A 21,509-nucleotide genomic window follows, 5' to 3' on the forward strand; every position below is an offset into this window, starting at 1 on the left:
TGGCCCAGACTTTCTACCGCCAGTTCAGGATTTCTCAAAAATGCCTGCAGCCGTAGGTTATGTTCCAATTCAGCGGCTTTGCTTCCCCGCACGCTGACAACAGTGCCTCAAGCGCCCTCAGATGCCCCGTTGTTTGCACGGGTAAAATTTCACAGCTTTGGTCCCTACCGCCGAAGTGCCTGGCTAAAGGCCTCCAGCAGGGCTCTTTGCCGCGGCGATTTGCCAAGGCTTGGCGGCCAGGTCAGCCAATAGCCTTCAATTATAGCCAGTTCCGGCGCAGGCGCGCATTCCAATTGCCCCGTTTGCAAGAGATTTGCAGCCAAAGCTTTGGATCCCAAAACAACACCCATTCCCAACCGGGCAGCCCGCAAGGCATGCGCCATGGAATCTACAGACACTGGACCGGCATCAGGTTCCGTTTCGCCCGTCACTCTGGCCCACTCCGCCCAGCCCGGCCGTTCTCCGCGCAATTCTATGACCGGTAGCTGCCGCCACCCGGCCGCTTTTCCAGGTGCTGTCATTGGCTGCAGCACTTCATTTGCCAGCAAGACCCCGTCGCGCCCCTGCCAGCCTCCGCGTCCGTAGCGGATATGCAAAGCCCCGTCGGCCGCCTCGAACTCCAGTCGCTTAGGAACGGTTTCCGTAACCAGGCGCAGGTCCGGGTAAGTCTTTGAAAACAAGCTTAGCCGCGGCAGCAAAAGCATCTCCAGATGCGATGGCAATGCCGCAACCCTCAGCTCCCGGGCACTTTGGCCAAAGAGATTTTCGGTGCCTTGTTCCAGAGCGAGCAGAGTATCATGGATCAGCGGCAGGTAACTTTCGCCATCCACTGTCAGCGTCACACCGCGTGCTGAGCGAATAAACAACTGCCGCCCCAGCCAGGATTCCAGGTTTCGGATCCGCTGGCTGACCGCAGCCTGTGTGGCGCCGAATTCCTCCGCCGCAGCTGTGAAACTGCCAAGCCGACCAGCTGCTTCAAACACCTTCAGCCAGTCGAGCGGCGGCAAGCCCTGTTTGGTCGCTTTCTTAGGCATTAGAAAACCTAACCCTCAAACCCCGATTTCCGTCGTTCTCTTGATGTCTCAGCCTCGGTATTAGCGCAAGGGAGAACCAAGCCAACCGGAGAGATCCCATGCCCCGTTCCGTAACCGCTGACACATCCGGCAGTTTTCTGACTTTGACTTTTGAAGACGGCCAACAGAGCCGTTTTCACGCGATCTGGCTGCGCGACAATGCGCTGGATCCTGAAACCCGCGCACCGGGCAACGGCCAGCGCCTGATCACCATCGGCGACATACCCGCGGACACCAGGATCAGCACCGCATTGGTGGAAGACGGCGCCCTGACAGTGACCTTTGCTCCGGAAGGCAAGACTGTGACCTTCCCCGGAACATGGTTGAACTCACACGCCTATGACATTGACAAAGATACTAAGTTTGGCCGCGTTGCGCCGGGCATTCAGACCTGGAACAGCAGCCAGCCGGCGCCCGCCTTTGACTGGAACGACGTGCAGTCTGACCCCAAGGTCAAGCGCGACTGGCTGGATGCGATTGCCCGTCTCGGTTTTGCCAAGCTGGTGAACGGCCCCGTCAAGGAAGGCGCGCTGATTGACTGTGCAGAGATGTTCGGTTTTGTGCGTGAAACCAACTATGGACGCTTCTTTGAAGTCCGCACCGAGGTGAACCCGACCAACCTTGCTTATACCGGCCTGGGGCTGCAGGCGCATACCGATAACCCCTACCGCGATCCGGTGCCAAGCTTGCAGATCCTGTATTGCCTGGAAAATTCTGCTGAAGGCGGCGACAGCATCGTGGTGGACGGGTTCCGTGCGGCGGAACGGCTGCGCGAAGAAGACCCGGCAGGTTTTGCGCTGCTGGCCGGCTACCCGGCCCGGTTCGAATACAAAGGCTCCGACGGCGTGCATCTGCGCTCGTGCCGCCCGATGATTGAACTCGCGCCTGATGGCGAGATGATCGGCATGCGCTTCAACAACCGGTCGTCGGCGCCTTTTGTGGACGTGCCCTTTGAGAAGATGGAGGCCTATTACGCGGCCTACCGGCGGTTGGGCGAATTCATTGACGATCCGGACATGGGGGTATCCTTTAAGCTGGAGCCGGGAGAGAGCTTTATCGTCGACAACACCCGGGTGATGCATGCACGTCTGGGGTATTCCGGTTCCGGTTCGCGCTGGCTGCAGGGCTGCTACGCTGACAAGGATGGGCTGCTGTCGACCCTCAATGTACTGAACGCACAGATCGAGGGCTAAGTCATGAGCAAGCCGGAGTTCTCTATGCTGACCCAGGACAACATTGTCGCCTTCATCGGCGATATCTTTGACCGCCGCGGCGACGAGGAATACCTAGGCGAGCCGGTCACCATGACCGAGCATATGCTGCAAGGCGCCACCATTGCCGAAGCAAACGGTCAGCCGGAAGAGATTATCGTAGGAGCACTTCTCCACGATATCGGCCATTTCACCAGCGAGTTCGGCACTTTCTCCATGGATGACACCGAAGACCGGTTTCACGAAGAGGCCGGCGCCGAGGTGCTGGAACAGTTCTTCCCTTCTGTGATCACCGACTGCGTGCGGTACCATGTGGCGGCAAAGCGCTACCTCTGCGCCACCAAGCCCGAGTATTTCAAGCGTTTATCAGAGGCTTCCGTGCATTCGTTGAACCTGCAAGGCGGGCCGATGAATGCAGAAGAAGTGACCGAGATGGAGAAGAACCCAAACCTCAAGCAGATCATCGCCGTGCGCTATCTGGATGAGGCTGGTAAACGCGCGGACATGGAAACGCCTGATTACTGGCACTTTGCGCCGATGGTACAGCGAATGGTCGACAAACACATGAATGCTTGAACTTTCGCAAAGTGAAGCTGCCGGGACAAGTTGAAAACTCCCGTTTCCAGCTGCCTCAGTTCTGAAACACAAAACGGCGCCCGTAGGGCGCCGTTTTCGTGGGTCAGTGGCAGCTCGTCAGACAAACAACTCGTGTGCCAATTCCAGCGCGTCGATCAGCGTGTCGACTTCTTCCTTGGTGTTGTAAAGGCCAAAAGAGGCACGGCATGTGGCAGACACGCCCAAATGATCCATCAGCGGTCCGGCGCAATGATGGCCCGCACGCACCGCCACACCTTTTTTGTCGAGGATGGTAGAGACATCATGAGGATGTGCGGCACCCTCCATGGTGAAACTGAAAATCGCAGCTTTACCAACAGCTTGCCCCTGCACATTCACCCAATTCAGACCGGTCAGACGTTGCATTGCATAATCGCGCAGCCCGCCCTCGTGCCTGGCGATATTGTCCATGCCGAGATCCATCATGTATTCCAGCGCTACGCCAAAGCCGATGGTCTGAACGATGCCCGGCGTGCCGGCCTCGAACTTCATTGGAGGATCATTGTAGATGATCTGCTCCTTGGAAACTTCCTTGATCATGTCGCCGCCGCCGATGAACGGACGCATCTCAGCCATGCGTTCAGGCTTGATATATATCGCGCCCGAGCCGGAGGGGCCGTACAGCTTGTGACCGGTAATCGCGTAGAAGTCGCAACCGATGTCCTGCACGTCGACCGGCATGTGGACCGCCCCTTGCGAGCCATCAACCAGTACCGGCACACCCTTGGCATGGGCGCCTTTGGTGATGGCCTTCACGTCCACCACAGTGCCCAGCACGTTTGAGCATTGCGTGACTGCAACCAGTTTGGTCTTGGGGGTGATCGCGTCGATCACCTTTTGCGGATCCAGGCTGCCGTCATCTGCCACGTCGACCCATTTCAGCACCACGCCCTGGCGTTCACGCAGGAAGTGCCAGGGCACGATGTTTGCATGATGTTCCATAACCGACAGGATGATTTCATCCCCCGCTTCAAACCGCGGCATGGCCCAGCCATAGGCGACCAGATTGATGCCCTCGGTGGTGCCTGAATTCAGCACGATGGTGTTTTCATCCCCTGCATTCAGGAAGCGGGAGATAATACCGCGTACGGCTTCGTACTTCTCGGTCGCTAGATTAGAAAGGAAGTGCAAGCCTCGGTGAACGTTGGAATATTCCTCGGAATAGGCACGTGTTACCGCGTCAATCACCACCTGCGGCTTCTGGGCGGACGCACCGTTGTCGAGGTAGGTCAGCGGCTTGCCGTTCACCTCCCGCGCAAGGATCGGAAAGTCGGCACGGATTTTTTCCACGTCATACATTTTCGGGAAGTCCCAGATTGGCTGGGCCGATCAGACCCACGATAAACAGAAGGGCAAACACCAGGATCATGCTGGCCATCATGACAACCCCAAGCGACCGCCAGACAGAGCCGAACTTGTGCGCCGCATTGACGAAGTGCAAGAGGATAAAGAACACCATGATGTTCGCCGCTATATTCAGCAGGGCAGCCAGGGCCGGCATAACCAGCAGCATCGCAACAACAGCCGCGTTAAGGCCTGCTTGCAGCAATTGCAGCCAGGTCACCAGTGCAAGCAGCCCCGCCAGGTTTCCCTGACCGCCCAGCCATCGGCCGGTGGTTGCAAGCATGGCGATAAAGCTGATTTGCAGCAGCAGTATAACCGCAAAATAAGCGCCCGGCGCAAACCGCGGTATCAGAACCTCAGGCGGCAGCGGAAACAGCACTTGCTGTAACGTATAGACGCAAGTGTTCAGCACCACTGACAGCAGAAAGCCTGTCCATAGCGCCTCGCGCGGCCACTCCTGAGCCAGGACTTGATGCGCAGCATCCCGCGGCGATTTCACCGTCAGCAGGGCAAAGGCGGCCAGTGCGTTCATTACTTTGCCCAATACCCTTGGATCATGCCGGACACCCAGAACCACAGAAAGACCGCACACCACAGTGCCCCCACCAGGTTCAAGGCGGGACCAGACCCGATGAAACCGGCGACAAGCCCGTTCAGCAGAATCAGCGGGCTGGCTGCCAGAAAAGCCCAGAACAGCGCCAGCCGGGCGCAGTAGGCCTCGCCCTTTCCGCCTGCCGCGCGGGCAATCCAATGCGCGGCCAGGGCCAGCACGTACAGGACCAGCGGCGCGATGAACACGATGCCCAGCAATGACCCGCCCAGCAGCATATTCAGCTCCTGACCCGACAGATGCGCCTCGCGCGCCAGCCTCGGCATCTGCGCCACAAAGGTCAGCACACAGCCGCTGAGCAGGAAAATCAGCAGCCGGTCTTCGCGCACGCCCATGTCCAGAAGCCGCGCAAACACCTTGCGCGGCCCCTTATAGGTCGCCGGGATATCCGTGGTGACGGACATCAGCGGCGCCGGGCCAGCCAGCCTTCGAGGCGGGAAACGATGTCGGCCGCGATCTCCGCGTCCTCGATCTCTTCCACCGCTTCGGCCAGAAAGGCCAGCGTCATCAGATCGGTCGCCTCGGCATGGGGAACCCCGCGCGAGCGCAGGTAGAACAGGCCTTCCTCGTCGATCGCGCCAGAGGTGGAGCCATGCGAGCAGGCGACGTCATCAGCGTAGATTTCCAGTTCCGGCTTAGCCAGGAACTGGCTGTCGCCGTCCAGCAGCAAGGATTGGGAAATCTGATATCCGTCAGTCTTTTGCGCGCCTTCTTTAACCAGGATCTTGCCCTGAAAAACACCAGTGGCCCCGTTGCGCAGCACCTTCTTGAACACTTGACGGCTTTCGCAGTTCACCGCGTCATGGGTGATGAATACGGTGTCATCGTGGTGAAAGTCGCCATCGCCGACACAAGCGCCCGCAATATGCGCAACCGCATCGTCGCCGGTCAGCTCAATCACCGCCTCGTTGCGGGTCAGCACGCCGTTCACGGTCAGGGTGAACGATTTGAACACAGACTCGGTGCCAAGACGGGTGAACAGATGCGTTGCCGCGCGGCGCTCGTGGTCCCGGCCCTGCGCCCGCACCAGATGCAGCTTGCCGCCATCGGCAATGTCGATCTCCATGCATTTGTTAAAGCGCGAGGCCGCCGGGCCGTTTTCCAGGATCGTTACCTCGGCGCCAGTTTCCACGCGAACCACGTGATGCAGGATCGCGTCGGAACTCTCATCCGAGTGCACATAAGTGAAGTTGATCGGTTTGGAGACCTTGCCGGTCACCCGGATCGCCACGCCATCGGTGGCAAAAGCGGTGTTCAGCGCCGCCAGCGGGCGTTCCACCGGGGTTTGGCCACGTGCTTCAAGAACACCGTACAAATCCTTGGCCCAATGGATATCTTTGCAGCAGATATCCTCGATCCGGTCGATGGTCAAACCTTCCAGCGACAAATCATCCGAGGCTTCAGCGTCAAAAACGCCATCGACAAATACAATGTTCAGCCGCTCAAAAGCGCTGAACATCGGTGTTTCCTCCGCAGCGAAAACTGCGGCATTGAGAACCTCAGCCTTCACCAGAGTTTCGGGACGGGTGTATTTCCAGTACTCATCACGGCGGCTGGGCAGGCCCATAGTCTGGACCCGCGACAGCGCTGCCTGCCGGGCCGCCTTCAGGCAGCCGCTTTCCGGCAGGGTCAGCGCGGACAGCCGCGCCTCGGTTGCGCTTTGCTTTACTTCCGGCAGGGCCATTTACACCTCCTCTGCCAGGATGCCGGCATAGCCGTTGTTCTCAACTTCCAGCGCCAGCTCTGGGCCGCCGGTCTTGACGATACGGCCGCTTGCCAGAATGTGCACCACGTCCGGTTTGATGTGGTCCAGCAGGCGCTGATAGTGGGTGATCACCAGGAAGCCGCGGCCCTCGTCACGCAGCGCGTTCACGCCTTCGGCCACCAGCTTCATCGCGTCGACGTCAAGGCCGGAGTCGGTCTCGTCCAGGATGCAAAGCTTCGGCTCCAGCATCGCCATCTGCAGGATCTCGTTGCGCTTCTTCTCACCGCCGGAGAAGCCGACGTTGACCGGGCGCTTCAGCATGTCGGCGTCGATCTTCAGCGTCTTCGCCTTGGCGCGGATGATTTTCAGGAAGTCGGAGGCCGACAGCTCGTCCTCGCCACGGGCTTTGCGCTGTGCGTTCACCGCGGTGCGCAGGAAGGTCATGTTGCCCACACCAGGGATTTCCACCGGGTACTGGAACGCCAGGAACATGCCGGCTGCAGCGCGTTCTTCCGGCTCCATTTCCAGGATGTCTGCGCCTTCCAGCTCGGCAGAACCGTCGGTGACCTCATAACCGTCGCGGCCGGACAGCACATAAGACAGAGTGGATTTGCCCGAACCATTCGGCCCCATGATGGCGTGTACTTTGCCAGCTTCGACTTTCAGGTCGACGCCTTTCAGGATCTGCTTGTCTTCGTCTTCAAGTTTGACGTGCAGGTTTTTGATTTCGAGCATTTTTTCCTCGTCTCACATGTCTTGCGGGCATACAGCCCGCGATATTCCATGGCCCCAGCTGGAGCCGTTGCATTTTTATCCCAGCACCACTGCGGTGCCACTGGCCGAGACCATCAGCATGGATTGCCCGACCACTTCGTAATCCAGATCCACGCCGACAACGGCATTGGCGCCCTTGTCCCGTGCGCGGTCTTCCAGTTCGGCCAGTGCGGTTTCGCGGGCATCCTGCAGCTTGCTTTCATAAGCGCCGGAGCGGCCGCCGACGATGTCGGTGATCGAGGCAAAGACATCGCGCACCACATTGGCGCCCATGATCGCCTCGCCCACCACGATGCCTTTGTATTCGGCGATCTGATAGCCTTCGACGCTTGGTGTGGTTGTGATGATCATCTTGAAACTCCAGTGTTGATCCGCCGACCCGCTCGAATTGCCCCGGTCACAAGGCCAACCATCATGCCCAACGCGCCAAATCCACCATATCCAACGCAAAACATGATCCAAGCAGCGTCTGCGTCTTTTGGCTCAATCAGTGACATGACGCAGAACCCGCCGGAAACCCCAACTAGAAAAGCAAATAGTGCCCCAGTCTTCAGAATTCCTGCGTTACCTTTGTCAACATTGGCCCAGACACCAGGCGCAACATTCAGTCGTTCCATCTGACTTGCGTCGCCCCCGTTCTGCATAATTTACCCTACCGAGCCTTCCAGCGAGATCGCAACCAGCTGCTGTGCTTCCATGGCAAACTCCATCGGCAGCGCCTGCAAAACGTCCTTGCAGAAGCCGTTGACCACCAGGGCCACTGCCTCTTCCTCGTCCATGCCGCGCTGGCGGCAGTAGAACAGCTGATCGTCGTCCACCTTGGAAGTGGTCGCCTCATGCTCCACGCGCGAGGAGTTGTTCTTGACCTCGATATAGGGAACCGTGTGGGCGCCGCAGTTGCCGCCGATCAACAGCGAGTCGCACTGGGTGTAATTGCGGCTGTCCTTGGCTTTGGGGTGCATCGACACCAGGCCGCGATAGGTGTTTTGCGCCTTACCGGCGCTGATCCCCTTGGACACGATACGCGATTTGGTGTTTTTGCCAAGGTGCACCATCTTGGTGCCGGTATCGGCCTGCTGCATGTTGTTGGCGATGGCGATCGAGTAGAACTCGCCCTGGCTTTCATTGCCGCGCAGGATGCAGGAGGGGTATTTCCAGGTCACGGCGGAGCCGGTTTCCACCTGGGTCCACATCACCTTGGCGCGGTCGCCGCGGCAGTCGGCGCGTTTGGTCACAAAGTTGTAGATGCCGCCCTTGCCGTTTTCATCGCCCGGATACCAGTTCTGGACGGTGGAGTATTTCACCTCGGCGTCTTCTTCGATGATGATTTCCACCACCGCGGCGTGCAGCTGGGCGATATCGCGCGCCGGGGCTGTACAGCCTTCCAAGTAGCTGACATAGCTGCCTTTATCGGCGATGATCAGCGTGCGTTCGAACTGGCCGGTGTTTTCCGCATTGATGCGGAAATAGGTCGACAGTTCCATCGGGCAGCGTACGCCCGGCGGCACATAGACAAACGAGCCGTCCGAGAATACCGCCGAGTTCAGCGTGGCATAGAAGTTGTCAGAAACCGGAACCACGGTGCCGAGGTATTTTTTGACCAGCTCAGGATGCTCGCGGATGGCTTCGGAGATCGAGCAGAAGATGACGCCCGCTTCCTTCAGCTCTTTCTGGAAGGTGGTGCCGACGGACACGGAATCGAACACAGCGTCTACGGCGACCTTGCGGCCCTCGGCGGGCGCATTTTCTGCGCCCTCGACGCCGGCCAGAATCATCTGTTCTTTCAGCGGGATACCAAGCTTTTCATAGGTCGCCAGCAGCTTGGGATCGACCTCATCCAGAGACTTGGGCTTCACTTCCATCGACTTGGGGCGGGCATAATAATACTGATCCTGGAAATCGATTTCCGGATAATCCACCATCGCCCAGTCGGGTTCTTCCTTGGTCAGCCAGCGCTCATAGGCTTCCAGCCGCCAGTTCAGCATCCATTCCGGCTCTTCGTTCTTTTCCGAAATCAGCCGGACAATATCCGTGGTCAGCCCCTTGGGAGCGTATTCCATCTCGATATCGGTTTCCCAACCGTATTTGTAAGCACCGCCAACCTCGCGGACTGCGTCCACGGTTTCCTGGTCAACACCATCCTTGACTTGGGTCTGGTCCAAAGCGGCCATTTGTCTTCTCCTCATTCACGCCGCGTGGGCGCGATGTTTCTTTTCTTTTAACAGCCACGCATCGGCAAAGCGCAGCACGTCTTCTTCTGTTGTTTCCGGCCCCAGCGACACGCGGATTGCGCCTTGCGCCGTTGCCTCGTCATATCCCATTGCGGTCAGCACCGCGCTGGCGCGCACCTTGCCGCTGGAACAGGCGCTGCCCGCGCTGATGGCAAATCCCGCCAGATCCATCTGCATGACCTGGGTTTCGCCCTTCCAGCCCGGCGTCGCAAAACACAGGGTGTTCGGCAGCCGCCTCTGATCCTTCCCGACAAAAATAGTATGGCTTGCGCCAGACACAAGCGTCTTTTCTAGAATATTTCTAAGTTCTGCAACCCTGTCCCAGATACCATTTGCCAGATCTTTTGCCGCGGCTTCAGCTGCGGCGCCGAAACCCGCGATTCCAATGACATTTTCGGTGCCAGAGCGGCGTCCCATTTCCTGTCCGCCGCCCTTGATTTGAGCCGGCAGATCGGTGCCGCGCTTCATCACAACCGCGCCAATGCCCTTGGGGCCGCCCAGTTTATGCGCAGAAATCAGCGCCATTTGCGCGCCCAGCCAGTTGAACGCCACCGGCAATTTACCAAAAGCCTGGGTCGCATCAGTCACCGCCAGCCCGTCCGGAAAGTGCTGAACAATGCCAGTTTCGGAATTGGCCAATTGCACTGTGCAGGATGCTGGATCAGTAACCCTGACCGTCCCGTAGGCACTTACCTCAAGATCTTCCACCGTCCAAGCACGCACTGCATCATGTTCCACCGGGGCGCCATGCAGCCCGCGGCCCGCCAATGCCAGCGATGCGCCTTCCGTGGATCCAGAGGTGAACACGATATCCGCCCCATCAGCACCAAAAGCGGTTGCGACCTGCGCCCGTGCCTTCTCAACCAACGCCTTGGCAGCGCGGCCTTCGGCATGCACCGACGACGGGTTGCCGCAAATGTCCATTGCCTCAATCATTGCCGCCCGCGCCTCGGGGCGCAGGAGGGCGGTGGCATTATGGTCAAGATAAACGCGTGTCATAGAGTCATCTTTTTACGGATCGGTGCCGCCTCATACGCGGCCTTGCAGCATTTCGCAAAGCTTTCCCGCGAAATTTGTGCGGTATCCGTGCAGGGTCCGGAGAGACAAAGAAGGTGAAATCTTAGCACCTCATTCATCCACGACAGCAAACAGACTGGGCACCGCCGGGCATGGCGCCAGATCATTCTTGATCACATCCGACAGACGGGTTTGATGCAGAAACACATAGACATGCGCGCTCAACCCCTCCCACAGGCGGTTGGTCAGCGATTGCGCCCGGCTGCCGGACAGCGCGCCCGAGGCGCCTGCCCCTTTGTGCATCGCATCAACAGTTTCATCCACGGCAGACAGCACATCGACCACCCGGATCTCTGATGGCACCATCGCCAGGCGGTAGCCGCCGCCAGGGCCGCGCACCGACTCGACCAGTCCCGCACGGCGCAGCTTGACAAACAGCTGCTCCAGATACGGCAACGAGATATCCTGCCGCTTGGAGATGTCCCCCAGCGGCACCAATTTGCCCTGCGGCTGCAGCGCGATATCCGCCAGCGCGACCATTGCATAGCGCCCTTTGGTGGAAAGCTTCATATTTTATCCCTCAAAACCAGGGCGCGAGTGTGAAAACATTGACCTTCCCCGCGTCTGTGCGTATCTCAGCCTGACGGTGTATGGCGAGGCCAGCGCCCTTGATTAGAACTGTTCTAAGATGCCCGACGGAACCCGTCAAGTTTTCTGCCGGCAGTCGCGAGAACAAGAGTAGGATTTGAACCACCCATGCCCGAGGTCATCTTTCCTGGACCCGAAGGCCGCCTCGAAGGCCGCTATCACCCGCAAAAAGAAAAAGACGCCCCGATCGCCATCGTACTGCACCCGCATCCGCAGTTCGGCGGAACCATGAACAACAAGGTGGTCTACAACCTCCACTACGCGTTCTACAACATGGGCTTTACGGTTCTGCGGTTCAATTTCCGCGGTGTCGGCCGCAGCCAGGGCGAATACGACCAGGGCGTGGGCGAACTGTCGGATGCGGCCTCGGCGCTGGATTACCTGCAGTCTATGAACACCAATTCCAAGCATTGCTGGGTTGCGGGATTCTCGTTCGGCGCCTGGATCGGCATGCAGCTGCTGATGCGCCGCCCGGAGATTACTGGTTTCATCTCTGTTGCACCGCCGGCCAACATGTATGATTTTTCCTTCCTGGCGCCCTGCCCGTCCTCGGGCCTGATCATCAACGGCACATCCGACCGTGTGGCGCCGCCTGCAGATACCGCCAATTTGGTTGGCAAACTGCATGAGCAGAAGGGGATCACCATCACTCATAACGAGATCGAGGGTGCGGATCACTTCTTCCAGGAACCGCATATGGACACGATGATCGGCGATGTGTCGGATTACGTGAAGCGCCGCCTGACCGAGAACAGCCGCTGATGGGCACGATCGAAACGCTGGCGCAGAAACTGGCGGTCGATACGATCAAGGTACAGGAGGCCAGCGGCGAAGACCGGCTGTATGTGGAGGTGGGCCAAGTGCTTGGCGCCGCCTCCCAATCTTTGGAAGAAGCGTTTCTGACCGAAATGCGCGTGCGCCTGGCCGAGCGCAAGGCGCGGGAGTTCCTAAACCAGAAAGTCAGCGCAATTCAGGCGCAGCTTGACGCAAAGGGCGACGCATGAGTGACCGGCTGGACGCGCAGTTCGCATTCTTGCTGGAAGCAGACAAGCTTCGCCGCATTGACCGCCAAAACCTGATCATTGATTGCAGCCGACGCGAAAACTCGGCGGAACACAGCTGGCATCTGGCGCTTTATGCGCTGGTTATGGCGCCGTTTGCCGCGCCGGACGTGGAGATTTCCCGCGCGATCCGGATGCTGCTGCTGCATGATCTGGTCGAGATTGACGCCGGCGATCACCCGATCACGGATAAAGTCGATTGGAACGCAGTCGCACAGGCAGAGCAAGCCGCCGCCAAACGCCTGTTCGGCCTGCTGCCCGCGGACCAGGGCGCTGAATTCCTGGACCTGTGGCAGGAATTTGAGGCCGCGGCCAGCCCCGATGCGCGCTTTGCCAAACGGGTGGACCATTGCCAGCCGATTTTTCAGACGCTCTATGGCAGCAAACCTCTGGATTGGCATGTCGATGTGGTCCGGCAAAACCTGAACGGCGGGCGCGCAGCCGCGCTGCAGCAGGACTTCCCCGAGGCCTATCACCATGCGCAGGCCCTGCTGGATCACGGCACCGGTTTTGACTGCAGCCACCTGACGGCCCGCCTGCCATTTCTGAATGAAGCGGACAAGCTGAAGCTGATCACCCGCGCGTCCAAGCTGGGCGATGGATCACGCCACGAAAACTCGGCCGAGCACAGCTGGCACATCATGCTGTATGCTTGGGTGCTGGCAGAGCACAGCGCCGGCCCGCTTGAGGTCGACCGGGTGCTGCAAATGCTGCTGCTGCACGATCTGGTCGAAATCGATGCAGGCGATGCGCCGATCCACGGCGTGATTGACCCCGCAGCCCTCGCGGCGCTTGCGGCCAAGGAAGAAGCCGCCGCTGACCGCCTGTTTGGCATGCTGCCCCCGGACCAAGGCCTGCCTATGCGGGCTATTTGGGAGGAATTTGAGACAGCAGAAAGCCCTGACGCCGTGTTTGCAAAAGCCATCGACCGGGTACAGCCGGTTCTGCTTAACCTGCTGAACGGCGGCGGCAGCTGGGTTGATTATAACGTGAGCCTGCCACAGTTGGACGCCCGGGTTGGCGAAAAGGTCAACCGTGGTGCGCCCGGCGTCTGGCGTTATGTGCGGGCCAAGATTGAGCCCTGGTTCCGGGACGCTGGACGCCTGTAGCGGTGAACCGGCGGGGCACCAGACCCCGCCAGCCCTGCCTCACGCGAGAAACGGTTGAAACGGCTGCGTTTCAGCCCCGCTCGCAGTAAGCGTCAGGAATTCACCGGGTTGCAGCTCGTTCCATGCGTCACCTGTGTCCTCAAGCGGTTCTGATACAACCGCCCATCCGTTCAAACTGCGGCTCCAGCGGTAGTAGACCGATGGCGCAATACTGTCAGAGGAGTAGCGCGCCGCATAAAGCGTCTCTCCATCCGACATCGCTGCGGACAGGCGCATATGCGGGGTGCTGCCACGGGCGCGCGACAAAGCCTCCATGCAGCCCACCGCCCGCTCCAGCGCCGCTTTCGGATCTGTGTCCAAGCCTTCGCGCAGGGCCAGAAGAAACAGAACTTCGCTGTCAGTAGCCCCTTTGCGGTGCTCATACAGCTCATCAGGAATGCACATATCGGCATGGCGGCGGAAGGTCTCGAAACCGCCGACCTGCCCGTTGTGCATGAAACTCCACCTGCCGACCGCAAAGGGATGGCAATTGTTGCGGCTGGTAGCGGATCCGGTTGATGCCCGCACATGCGCCAGAAAAAGACCGGATTGAACCTGGCTCACCAGCGCACGCAGATTACAGTCCGACCAGGCCGGGTAGACATCCCGGTAGAGCCCCGGCTCGGTCCGCTGCCCGTACCAGGCAATGCCGAACCCGTCACCATTGGTTGCGGTCTTGCATTCAACCGCCTTCTGGCTTTGTGCAATCAGTGAATGCGCCGGGGTGGAAATGATGTCTTCCAAAAAGACCTTGGTACCGGTGTAGGCAGCCCAGCGGCACATATGTCGCTCCTTGTGATGAAGATCCGATCAGGATTTATTTTCCGATCTAATCGCTATAATTGGAATATTCATCTAAAACAGATTAGATTCTTAATACAGCGTATCTGCGCACAGTCATCTGTTCACTGCCGCGGCGGCCGAAAACAAGGCAAACAGTGACGCATTGGGACTTCCTGCACTGCATTGAATACGGTACCGGAGAAAGGAACACTGCTCCGCCGGAGGCCGGGCAAAACGCGTATACGGAGGCAGAGATGCCGGTTCACTATATCTACCTGATTATTGCGGTTGCAGCGGAAACCATTGGCACAACGGCCCTGCAGGCCAGTCAGCAGTTCAGCAAGCTTGGACCGTCGCTGATCGTTCTGGTCGCCTATGCGTTTTCCTTTTACATGATGGGGCTGACGCTCAAGTTCATGCCAGTGGGGATTGTTTATGCGATCTGGTCGGGTCTTGGCATCCTGCTGATAGCGGTTATTGCCTTCATTGTTTTTGGCCAGAAGCTGGATCTGCCAGCCGTGATCGGCATGGTGCTGATCATGTCCGGCATCATTATCATTCACCTGTTTTCCAAGTCTTCCGCCCACTGATCCGCATTTGCGGCTTCTTTGGACGGATTTCCTCTGGCCTTTGTGCGGGGTTCGGGCTATGCGCGGCCCAACTTCCTTACAAAGGCGAACGTCATGGACTTGCGCAACATTGCGATCATTGCTCACGTTGACCACGGCAAAACCACCCTGGTCGACGAGCTGCTGAAACAATCCGGCGCCTTCCGCGAAAATCAGGCTGTGGCGGAACGCGCCATGGACAGCAACGATCTGGAGCGCGAGCGCGGCATTACCATTTTTGCCAAGCCCACCTCGGTCGAGTGGAACGGCACCCGTATCAACATCGTCGACACCCCCGGCCACGCCGATTTCGGTGGCGAGGTTGAGCGGATCCTGTCGATGGTCGACGGCGTGGTGCTGCTGGTGGACGCCGCCGAAGGCCCGATGCCGCAGACCAAATTCGTGACCTCCAAGGCGCTGGCTCTGGGCCTGCGCCCGATTGTGGTTCTGAACAAAGTCGACAAGCCCGACGCCGAGCCCGACCGTGCCCTCGACGAATGCTTTGACCTGTTTGCATCGCTCGACGCCAACGAAGACCAGCTGGACTTCCCGCATATGTATGCCTCTGGCCGTAACGGCTGGGCTGATGCTGAACTGGACGGTCCCCGCAAGGATCTGCACGCGCTGTTCAATCTGATCGTGAACCACGTGCCCGAGCCGAAACAGATCAAACGCCAAGACGAAGATTTCCGGATGCTGGCCACCACATTGGGCAGCGACCCCTTTGTGGGCCGCCTGCTGACCGGCCGCGTCGAATCCGGCAAACTGAAGGTCGGCGCCACCGTGCAGGCCCTCACCCGCATTGGCCAAAAAATCGAACAGTTCCGCGTCACACGCATCCAGGCGTTCCGCGGCCTGGCACAGCAGGACATCGAGGAAGCCCAGGCAGGCGACATCGTTTCCCTCGCGGGTATGGCCAAGGCAACGGTGGCCGATACCATCTGCGCGCTGGCCGTGGATGACCCGCTGGACGCCCAGCCGATTGACCCGCCGACCATCACCGTGACCTTTGGCATCAACGACAGCCCGCTGGCCGGCCGTGACGGCAAGAAAGTCCAGTCGCGCGTCATCCGCGACCGCCTGATGAAAGAAGCCGAGTCCAACGTCGCCATCAAAATCGCCGACACCCCCGGCGGCGAAGCCTTTGAGGTTTCGGGCCGCGGTGAACTGCAGATGGGTGTTCTGATTGAGAACATGCGCCGCGAAGGGTTCGAGCTGTCGATCTCCCGCCCGCAAGTGATCATGAAGGAAGAAGACGGCAAGCGCATGGAGCCGGTCGAAGAAGCCACCATCGACGTGGATGACGAATATTCCGGCGCGGTGATTGAAAAACTGACCGGTGCCCGCAAAGGCGAGCTGGTCGAGATGAAGCCCGCAGGCGCAGGCAAGACCCGCATCATCGCGCATGTTCCCTCGCGCGGGCTGATCGGCTATCACGGCGAATTCCTGACCGACACCCGCGGCACCGGCGTTTTGAACCGTGTGTTCCACGGCTGGACCCAGCACAAAGGCGCGATCCCGGGCCGCCGCGCCGGTGTTCTGATCTCGATGGAGAACGGCACTTCGGTTGCCTTTGCACTGTGGAACCTGGAAGAGCGCGGCAAGATGATGATCGGCGCCCAGGCCGACGTCTACACCGGCATGATCATCGGTGAGCACTCCCGCGAGAACGATCTGGAAGTGAACCCGCTGAAGGGCAAGAAACTGACCAACGTGCGTGCCTCGGGCACCGATGACGCGGTGCGTCTGACCACCCCGGTGACACTGTCGCTGGAAGAGTCGATTGCCTACATCAACGACGACGAGCTGGTCGAGGTGACGCCGAACTCTGTGCGCCTGCGCAAGCGCTATCTTGACCCGCATGAGCGTAAGCGGATGGCCAAGGCCAACGCCTGATAGACATTAAAAAACGGCGGCAGAAATCTCTGCCGCCGTTTTTCATTCTGCCGAAGTCAGAGCTGTGACGCTGTCGCCCAAAGCCACCCTGCCCGGCTCCACCACTTCGGCATACCAGCCGCCATGGCCGCGCATCGCGTTATAGCCGCCGTGGCCCAGCACCTCTTCCATCCGCGAACAGGGCGGACAGGGGCCGGTAACCTGCAAAACAGCACTGCCTATCTGAAGCTTCGCTTTGCGCAATGCCGCAAGATTGATCCCGGAAATGACCAAGTTCCGGCGCAGCAGTTCCGGCTGCAAATTGTCCAGCCCGGCAAGGGCCGCAATCACCGGCAGATGCTCAGCCTGGATTAATGTAACGGCGCGTTTGCATTCTTTGGCATGATCGCCGCAAAGACCCGCTGCAGTTACATCCGCAGTTTCCACTGTCAGAATTTCTTCCCGCCGCGCAGGGCGCAGGCCGATCCACGCCACCCGGCCCTGGCCAGCATGGCGTTTCAGCATCTCCGCAAAAGCGGTGATCATTATTCGGAGGTTTCCACCACCATCAGTTCGCGCTCGGACGCGCCGCGTGCGTGGCTCAGCGCTTCCTGGTACTCCGCACTGTGATAGCACTCGACTGCGGCGTCGACACTTGGAAATTTGGCGACAACATTGCGCGGGCGCTCTTTGCCCTCCAACTGCACGAAACGTCCGCCTCGGGCGACGAAGGTGCCGCCGTGCTTGGCGATGGCCGGCCCCGCCAGTTCGGCATATTTGCCATAGGCATCAGCGTCGGTGACGGTCACATGTGCAATCCAAAGTGCGGGCATCGGAGCCTCCCAAGGTATGATCTTTCCGGCAGATTAGGCGATTTGCCGGAAAGACCAAGCATTTTTTTGACCAAATGGTCAGCCAGCCAGCACAGCCTCGGCTGCCTTGATCGCCTCGTCAGCGCCGGAGAAATCCTTGCCGCCGCCCTGGGCCATATCCGGACGGCCACCGCCGCCTTTGCCGCCCACAGCCGGAACAGCCGCCTTCAGCACGTCCACGGCTGAAATTTCGCCAGTCAGATCGTCGGTCACGCCCGCGGCCACAGCAACTTTGCCATCCTCCTCGGCAATCAGCAGGATCACACCAGAGCCGATGTTCTGCTTGTGCGCATCAATCAGGCCGCGGAGATCCTTGCCGGACACCCCTTTCAGGGCCTGGGCCAGGAATTTCTTGCCGTTGACGTCCTTGGCATCGGCGCCGTTTCCGGACCCGCCACCCATCGCAACCTGCTGCTTGAGATTCGAAATCTCGTTCTGCAACGCCTTGCGTTCGTCCATCATCGCCTTCAGACGGTCCATAACATCGCCAGGCTGCGCTTTCAGCGCAGTTGCAATCTCGGCCATCCGGCCTGTTTCGCGCTCCAGATGCTCAAACGCTGCGGCCCCCGTCAGCGCCTCTATCCGGCGCACACCAGCCGAAGACGCACTGTCGCCCAGGATTACAAAGGTGCCGATGTCGCCGGTCTGTTTCACATGGGTGCCGCCGCACAATTCGATGGAATATGTGTCGCCATCGTGGCCCTTGCCGGTTTCCGCCCGGCCCATGGAGACCACACGGACTTCATCGCCGTATTTCTCGCCGAACAGCGCCTGCGCGCCCAAGTCCCGCGCATCATCCGGGGTCATGATCCGGGTCGACACGGGCGTGTTTTGACGAATGAAATCATTCACTTCCGCGCCGACCTTCGTCAGCTCCACAGCGCTCATCGCCTTGTTGTGGCTGAAATCAAACCGCAGACGGTCCGCAGCATTCAGCGATCCCTTCTGAGCCACATGTTCACCCAGCGCATTGCGCAGCGCCTCATGCAGCAGATGCGTGGCCGAGTGGTTGGCCCGGATCCGGCTGCGGCGCGCGTGGTCGACTTCCATCGCGGCACCAAGGCCGACAGCAATTTCACCTTCGGTCACTTCGGCAATGTGCAGGAACAGCCCTTCCACCTTTTTGGTGTCGGTGATACGGGCCGCGCCGCCTTCGACGGTCAGCACACCGCTGTCGCCAACCTGGCCGCCGCTTTCACCGTAAAACGGCGTCTGGTTCAGGATGATCTGAACCGTTTCACCCTTGCCCGCCGATTGAACCTGCGCGCCATCTTTGACGATAGCGGCAACCTGGCCCTCGGCTTTTTCGGTCTCATAGCCCAGGAATTCGGTCGGTCCTGCAGCATCGAGAATGTCGAAGTAGACTTTCACATCCGCCGCTTCGCCCAGACCGATGCCACCAGCGCGGGATTTCTCCTTTTGCGCCTTCATCGCCGCATCGAAACCGTCAGTATCAACCTCGATCTCCTTGGCACGCAGCGCGTCCTGCGTCAGATCAAGCGGGAAACCGAATGTGTCGTACAATTTGAACGCAGTTTCACCGGGCAGGACATCGCCCTTGCCCAGATCGCCCGAGGCATCATCCAGCAGCTTCAGGCCGCGGTCCAGCGTCCTGAGGAAACGGGTTTCTTCCTGCTCAAAGGTCTCTTCGATCAGCGCCTGGCCCTGGCCAAGTTCCGGATAGGCCGCGCCCATCTTCTGCACCAGTGCCGGCACCAGTTTGTGCATCACCGGATCGGTGGCGCCCAGCAGCGACGCATGGCGCATCGCGCGGCGCATGATGCGGCGGAGAACATAGCCGCGGCCCTCATTCGACGGCAGCACGCCCTCAGCGATCAGGAAAGAACACGAGCGCAGGTGGTCCGCGATCACTCGGTGGTGCACGTTCTGATCCCCGAACGGATCGGAATTCGTGACATTTGCCGAAGCTTCAATCAGAGACTTGAACAGATCGGTTTCATAGTTGTCATGGGTGCCCTGCAGCAGCGCCGCAATCCGCTCCAACCCCATGCCGGTGTCGATCGACTGCATCTCCAGATCGACCATCGAGCCGTCAGCGAACTTCTCGTTCTGCATGAAAACGAGGTTCCAGATCTCAATAAACCGGTCGCCGTCTTCCTCAGGTGAACCCGGAGGACCGCCCCAGATGTGATCGCCGTGGTCATAGAAGATTTCGGTGCAGGGGCCGCAAGGGCCGGTATCGCCCATCTGCCAAAAGTTGTCGGAGGTTGCGATCCGGATGATCCGGTCCTCGGGCACCCCGATCTTTTTCCAGATTTCAAAGGCTTCATCGTCGGTATGATAGACGGTGGTGTAAAGCCGGTCCTTGGGAACGTCGAGCTCCTTGGTGATCAGCTCCCAGGCAAAGGGGATTGCCTCATGCTTGAAATAGTCGCCAAAGGAAAAGTTTCCGAGCATCTCGAAAAACGTGTGGTGGCGCGCGGTATAACCCACATTGTCGAGGTCATTGTGCTTGCCGCCGGCGCGCACGCACTTCTGCGAGGAGGTTGCGCGTTTGTAGTCGCGGGTCTCAACCCCGGTAAAACAGTTCTTGAACTGCACCATGCCTGAGTTGGTGAACATCAGGGTCGGGTCGTTGCGCGGCACCAGCGGGCTGGAGTCCACCACTTCGTGCCCCTGTTTGGCAAAGTAGTTCAGAAAGGTTGAGCGGATATCGTTGAGCGTCGGCATATGCAGGATCTCTTGCGGGCTTAAATAAGCGGTCCGGGCAGGTTTACCCCCCAGCCGGCGCACTGTCTACAGCGCGAAGCGGCGTCTCCCATGAAAAAGGGCGCAGCTTGCGCCACGCCCTCGCATTTCAAATATTTGATCAGATTACCCGGCGCTTAGGCCTCAAGGATATCGTCTGCGCCGCTTACATCCGGACGGTCGAACTCCAGCCCGTGCGAGGCGCGGATCTTGTCTTCGATGTCAAAGGCAATCGCCGCATTGTCCCGCAGGAAGGTTTTGGCGTTTTCACGCCCCTGCCCGATCCGCTCATCCCCATAGGAGAACCAGGCGCCGGATTTATTGACAACACCCGCTGCCACACCAAGGTCCAGCAATTCCCCCATTTTCGAGATGCCTTCGCCATACATGATGTCGAATTCCACCTGCTTGAACGGCGGCGCCACCTTGTTCTTTACCACTTTGACGCGGGTCGAATTGCCGACCACCTCGTCCCGGTCCTTGATCGCACCGATGCGGCGGATGTCCAGGCGGACGGAGGAGTAGAACTTCAGCGCGTTGCCGCCGGTGGTGGTTTCAGGGGAGCCGAACATAACGCCGATCTTCATGCGGATCTGGTTAATGAAGATCACCATGCATTTGGAGCGGCTGATTGAACCTGTCAGCTTGCGCATCGCCTGGCTCATCAGCCGGGCCTGCACGCCGACGCTGCTGTCACCCATATCGCCCTCAAGCTCGGACTTGGGGGTCAGCGCCGCCACCGAGTCGACGACGACCATGTTCACCGCACCGGAGCGTACCAGCGTATCGGTGATTTCAAGCGCCTGTTCACCGGTATCGGGCTGCGAAATCAGCAGCTCGTCCAGGTCGACGCCCAGCTTGGCCGCATATTGCGGATCCAGCGCGTGTTCCGCGTCTACAAAGGCGCAGACACCGCCCTTTTTCTGCTGTTCTGCAATGCAATGCAGCGTCAGTGTTGTCTTGCCCGAGCTTTCCGGGCCGTAGATTTCGATGATCCGCCCCATCGGCAGACCGCCGATCCCCAGCGCGATGTCCAGGCCCAGCGATCCGGTCGAGCTGGCCTCGATCTCCTGCAAGGCCGTGCCATCGCCAAGCTTCATGATAGAGCCCTTGCCGAACTGCCGCTCAATTTGCGCAAGCGCGCTGTCGAGCGCCTTTTGCTTGTCACCGCTTACTTTATTTTTCATGGTCAAAAGATCCGCCATAGTCCCTTGTCCCTTTCTAT

The 21,509-nt window shown here is 59.3% G+C and carries 23 protein-coding genes; 7 read left to right on the plus strand and 16 right to left on the minus strand.

The genetic code is table 11. The annotated features are described in order from the left end of the window. Positions 1 to 164: 164 nt before the first annotated feature. Positions 165 to 1,034, minus strand: coding sequence for a LysR family transcriptional regulator (locus K3724_RS09850; RefSeq protein ID WP_259992254.1), 870 nt, complete (start codon positions 1,032 to 1,034; stop codon positions 165 to 167). A 98-nt stretch (positions 1,035 to 1,132) separates the two neighbouring features. On the opposite strand from K3724_RS09850, the gene K3724_RS09855 reads away from it, so the two are divergent. Together K3724_RS09855 and K3724_RS09860 are read left to right on the plus strand one after the other, a co-directional pair. Further along, positions 1,133 to 2,266, plus strand: coding sequence for a gamma-butyrobetaine dioxygenase (locus tag K3724_RS09855; RefSeq protein ID WP_259992256.1), 1,134 nt, complete (start codon positions 1,133 to 1,135; stop codon positions 2,264 to 2,266). Positions 2,267 to 2,269: 3 nt separating this feature from the next. After that, entirely contained in the window at positions 2,270 to 2,860 is a 591-nt protein-coding gene (locus K3724_RS09860; RefSeq protein ID WP_259992258.1) for an HD domain-containing protein, read from the plus strand. A gap of 117 nt (positions 2,861 to 2,977) precedes the next feature. On the opposite strand, the gene K3724_RS09865 is transcribed toward K3724_RS09860, so the two are convergent. From K3724_RS09865 to K3724_RS09910, 10 genes are all read right to left on the minus strand, one after another. Next, positions 2,978 to 4,198, minus strand: coding sequence for a cysteine desulfurase (locus tag K3724_RS09865; RefSeq protein ID WP_259992260.1), 1,221 nt, complete (start codon positions 4,196 to 4,198; stop codon positions 2,978 to 2,980). Then, a complete protein-coding gene (locus K3724_RS09870; protein ID WP_259992262.1) occupies positions 4,191 to 4,775 on the minus strand; it encodes a YIP1 family protein in 585 nt (194 codons plus the stop codon). The genes K3724_RS09865 and K3724_RS09870 overlap by 8 nt, the downstream gene beginning before the upstream one ends. Continuing rightward, complete coding sequence (locus K3724_RS09875) at positions 4,775 to 5,257, minus strand: YIP1 family protein (RefSeq protein ID WP_259992264.1); 483 nt, start codon at positions 5,255 to 5,257, stop codon at positions 4,775 to 4,777. Before K3724_RS09875 ends, K3724_RS09870 begins: the two co-directional genes overlap by 1 nt. Further along, on the minus strand, positions 5,257 to 6,537 hold the full coding sequence (locus K3724_RS09880) for a SufD family Fe-S cluster assembly protein (protein ID WP_259992266.1): 1,281 nt from the start codon (positions 6,535 to 6,537) through the stop codon (positions 5,257 to 5,259). Before K3724_RS09880 ends, K3724_RS09875 begins: the two co-directional genes overlap by 1 nt. Beyond that, entirely contained in the window at positions 6,538 to 7,293 is a 756-nt protein-coding gene (sufC, locus tag K3724_RS09885; protein WP_259992268.1) for a Fe-S cluster assembly ATPase SufC, read from the minus strand. 75 nt (positions 7,294 to 7,368) lie between these two features. Then, on the minus strand, positions 7,369 to 7,683 hold the full coding sequence (locus tag K3724_RS09890; protein ID WP_259992270.1) for a heavy metal-binding domain-containing protein: 315 nt from the start codon (positions 7,681 to 7,683) through the stop codon (positions 7,369 to 7,371). Beyond that, on the minus strand, positions 7,680 to 7,949 hold the full coding sequence (locus K3724_RS09895; RefSeq protein WP_259992272.1) for a hypothetical protein: 270 nt from the start codon (positions 7,947 to 7,949) through the stop codon (positions 7,680 to 7,682). The genes K3724_RS09890 and K3724_RS09895 overlap by 4 nt, the downstream gene beginning before the upstream one ends. Before the next feature lie 30 nt (positions 7,950 to 7,979). Beyond that, positions 7,980 to 9,503, minus strand: coding sequence for a Fe-S cluster assembly protein SufB (gene sufB / locus K3724_RS09900; protein ID WP_259992274.1), 1,524 nt, complete (start codon positions 9,501 to 9,503; stop codon positions 7,980 to 7,982). Positions 9,504 to 9,518: 15 nt separating this feature from the next. Next, entirely contained in the window at positions 9,519 to 10,562 is a 1,044-nt protein-coding gene (locus K3724_RS09905; protein ID WP_259992277.1) for a cysteine desulfurase family protein, read from the minus strand. A gap of 129 nt (positions 10,563 to 10,691) precedes the next feature. Further along, positions 10,692 to 11,150 (minus strand): Rrf2 family transcriptional regulator, encoded by a 459-nt coding sequence (locus K3724_RS09910; protein ID WP_129370835.1) that lies wholly within the window; start codon positions 11,148 to 11,150, stop codon positions 10,692 to 10,694. Positions 11,151 to 11,336: 186 nt separating this feature from the next. Here K3724_RS09910 and K3724_RS09915 point away from each other — a divergent pair, with 186 nt between their 5' ends. Genes K3724_RS09915 through K3724_RS09925 form a run of 3 tightly spaced genes read left to right on the plus strand, consistent with a single transcriptional unit; the run spans position 11,337 to position 13,398 of the window. After that, the gene (locus K3724_RS09915; RefSeq protein ID WP_134829836.1) at positions 11,337 to 11,990 is read left to right on the plus strand and encodes an alpha/beta hydrolase; all 654 of its coding nucleotides are present in this window, start codon (positions 11,337 to 11,339) and stop codon (positions 11,988 to 11,990) included. Continuing rightward, positions 11,990 to 12,232, plus strand: coding sequence for a hypothetical protein (locus K3724_RS09920; RefSeq protein ID WP_259992280.1), 243 nt, complete (start codon positions 11,990 to 11,992; stop codon positions 12,230 to 12,232). The genes K3724_RS09915 and K3724_RS09920 overlap by 1 nt, the downstream gene beginning before the upstream one ends. Continuing rightward, complete coding sequence (locus K3724_RS09925; protein ID WP_259992282.1) at positions 12,229 to 13,398, plus strand: HD family hydrolase; 1,170 nt, start codon at positions 12,229 to 12,231, stop codon at positions 13,396 to 13,398. The genes K3724_RS09920 and K3724_RS09925 overlap by 4 nt, the downstream gene beginning before the upstream one ends. A 39-nt stretch (positions 13,399 to 13,437) precedes the next feature. Here K3724_RS09925 and K3724_RS09930 read toward each other — a convergent pair whose 3' ends face one another. Beyond that, positions 13,438 to 14,220, minus strand: a complete 783-nt coding sequence (locus K3724_RS09930; protein WP_259992284.1) for a class II glutamine amidotransferase — start codon at positions 14,218 to 14,220, stop codon at positions 13,438 to 13,440. A gap of 254 nt (positions 14,221 to 14,474) precedes the next feature. Here K3724_RS09930 and K3724_RS09935 point away from each other — a divergent pair, with 254 nt between their 5' ends. Both K3724_RS09935 and typA read left to right on the plus strand, forming a co-directional pair. Beyond that, positions 14,475 to 14,810, plus strand: coding sequence for a multidrug efflux SMR transporter (locus K3724_RS09935; RefSeq protein WP_129370830.1), 336 nt, complete (start codon positions 14,475 to 14,477; stop codon positions 14,808 to 14,810). Between the two features lie 93 nt (positions 14,811 to 14,903). Beyond that, entirely contained in the window at positions 14,904 to 16,724 is a 1,821-nt protein-coding gene (typA, locus tag K3724_RS09940) for a translational GTPase TypA (RefSeq protein ID WP_259992286.1), read from the plus strand. A gap of 42 nt (positions 16,725 to 16,766) precedes the next feature. Here typA and K3724_RS09945 read toward each other — a convergent pair whose 3' ends face one another. From K3724_RS09945 to recA, 4 genes are all read right to left on the minus strand, one after another. Beyond that, complete coding sequence (locus K3724_RS09945) at positions 16,767 to 17,249, minus strand: MOSC domain-containing protein (protein WP_259992288.1); 483 nt, start codon at positions 17,247 to 17,249, stop codon at positions 16,767 to 16,769. Further along, entirely contained in the window at positions 17,249 to 17,536 is a 288-nt protein-coding gene (locus K3724_RS09950; RefSeq protein WP_259992290.1) for a DUF1330 domain-containing protein, read from the minus strand. The genes K3724_RS09945 and K3724_RS09950 overlap by 1 nt, the downstream gene beginning before the upstream one ends. A gap of 78 nt (positions 17,537 to 17,614) precedes the next feature. Then, complete coding sequence (alaS, locus tag K3724_RS09955) at positions 17,615 to 20,266, minus strand: alanine--tRNA ligase (protein ID WP_259992292.1); 2,652 nt, start codon at positions 20,264 to 20,266, stop codon at positions 17,615 to 17,617. 155 nt (positions 20,267 to 20,421) lie between these two features. Beyond that, positions 20,422 to 21,489 (minus strand): recombinase RecA, encoded by a 1,068-nt coding sequence (gene recA / locus K3724_RS09960; RefSeq protein ID WP_259992294.1) that lies wholly within the window; start codon positions 21,487 to 21,489, stop codon positions 20,422 to 20,424. Between the last annotated feature and the right edge of the window lie 20 nt (positions 21,490 to 21,509).

The sequence above is a fragment of the Leisingera sp. M658 genome, assembly GCF_025144145.1.
GTDB lineage: Bacteria > Pseudomonadota > Alphaproteobacteria > Rhodobacterales > Rhodobacteraceae > Leisingera.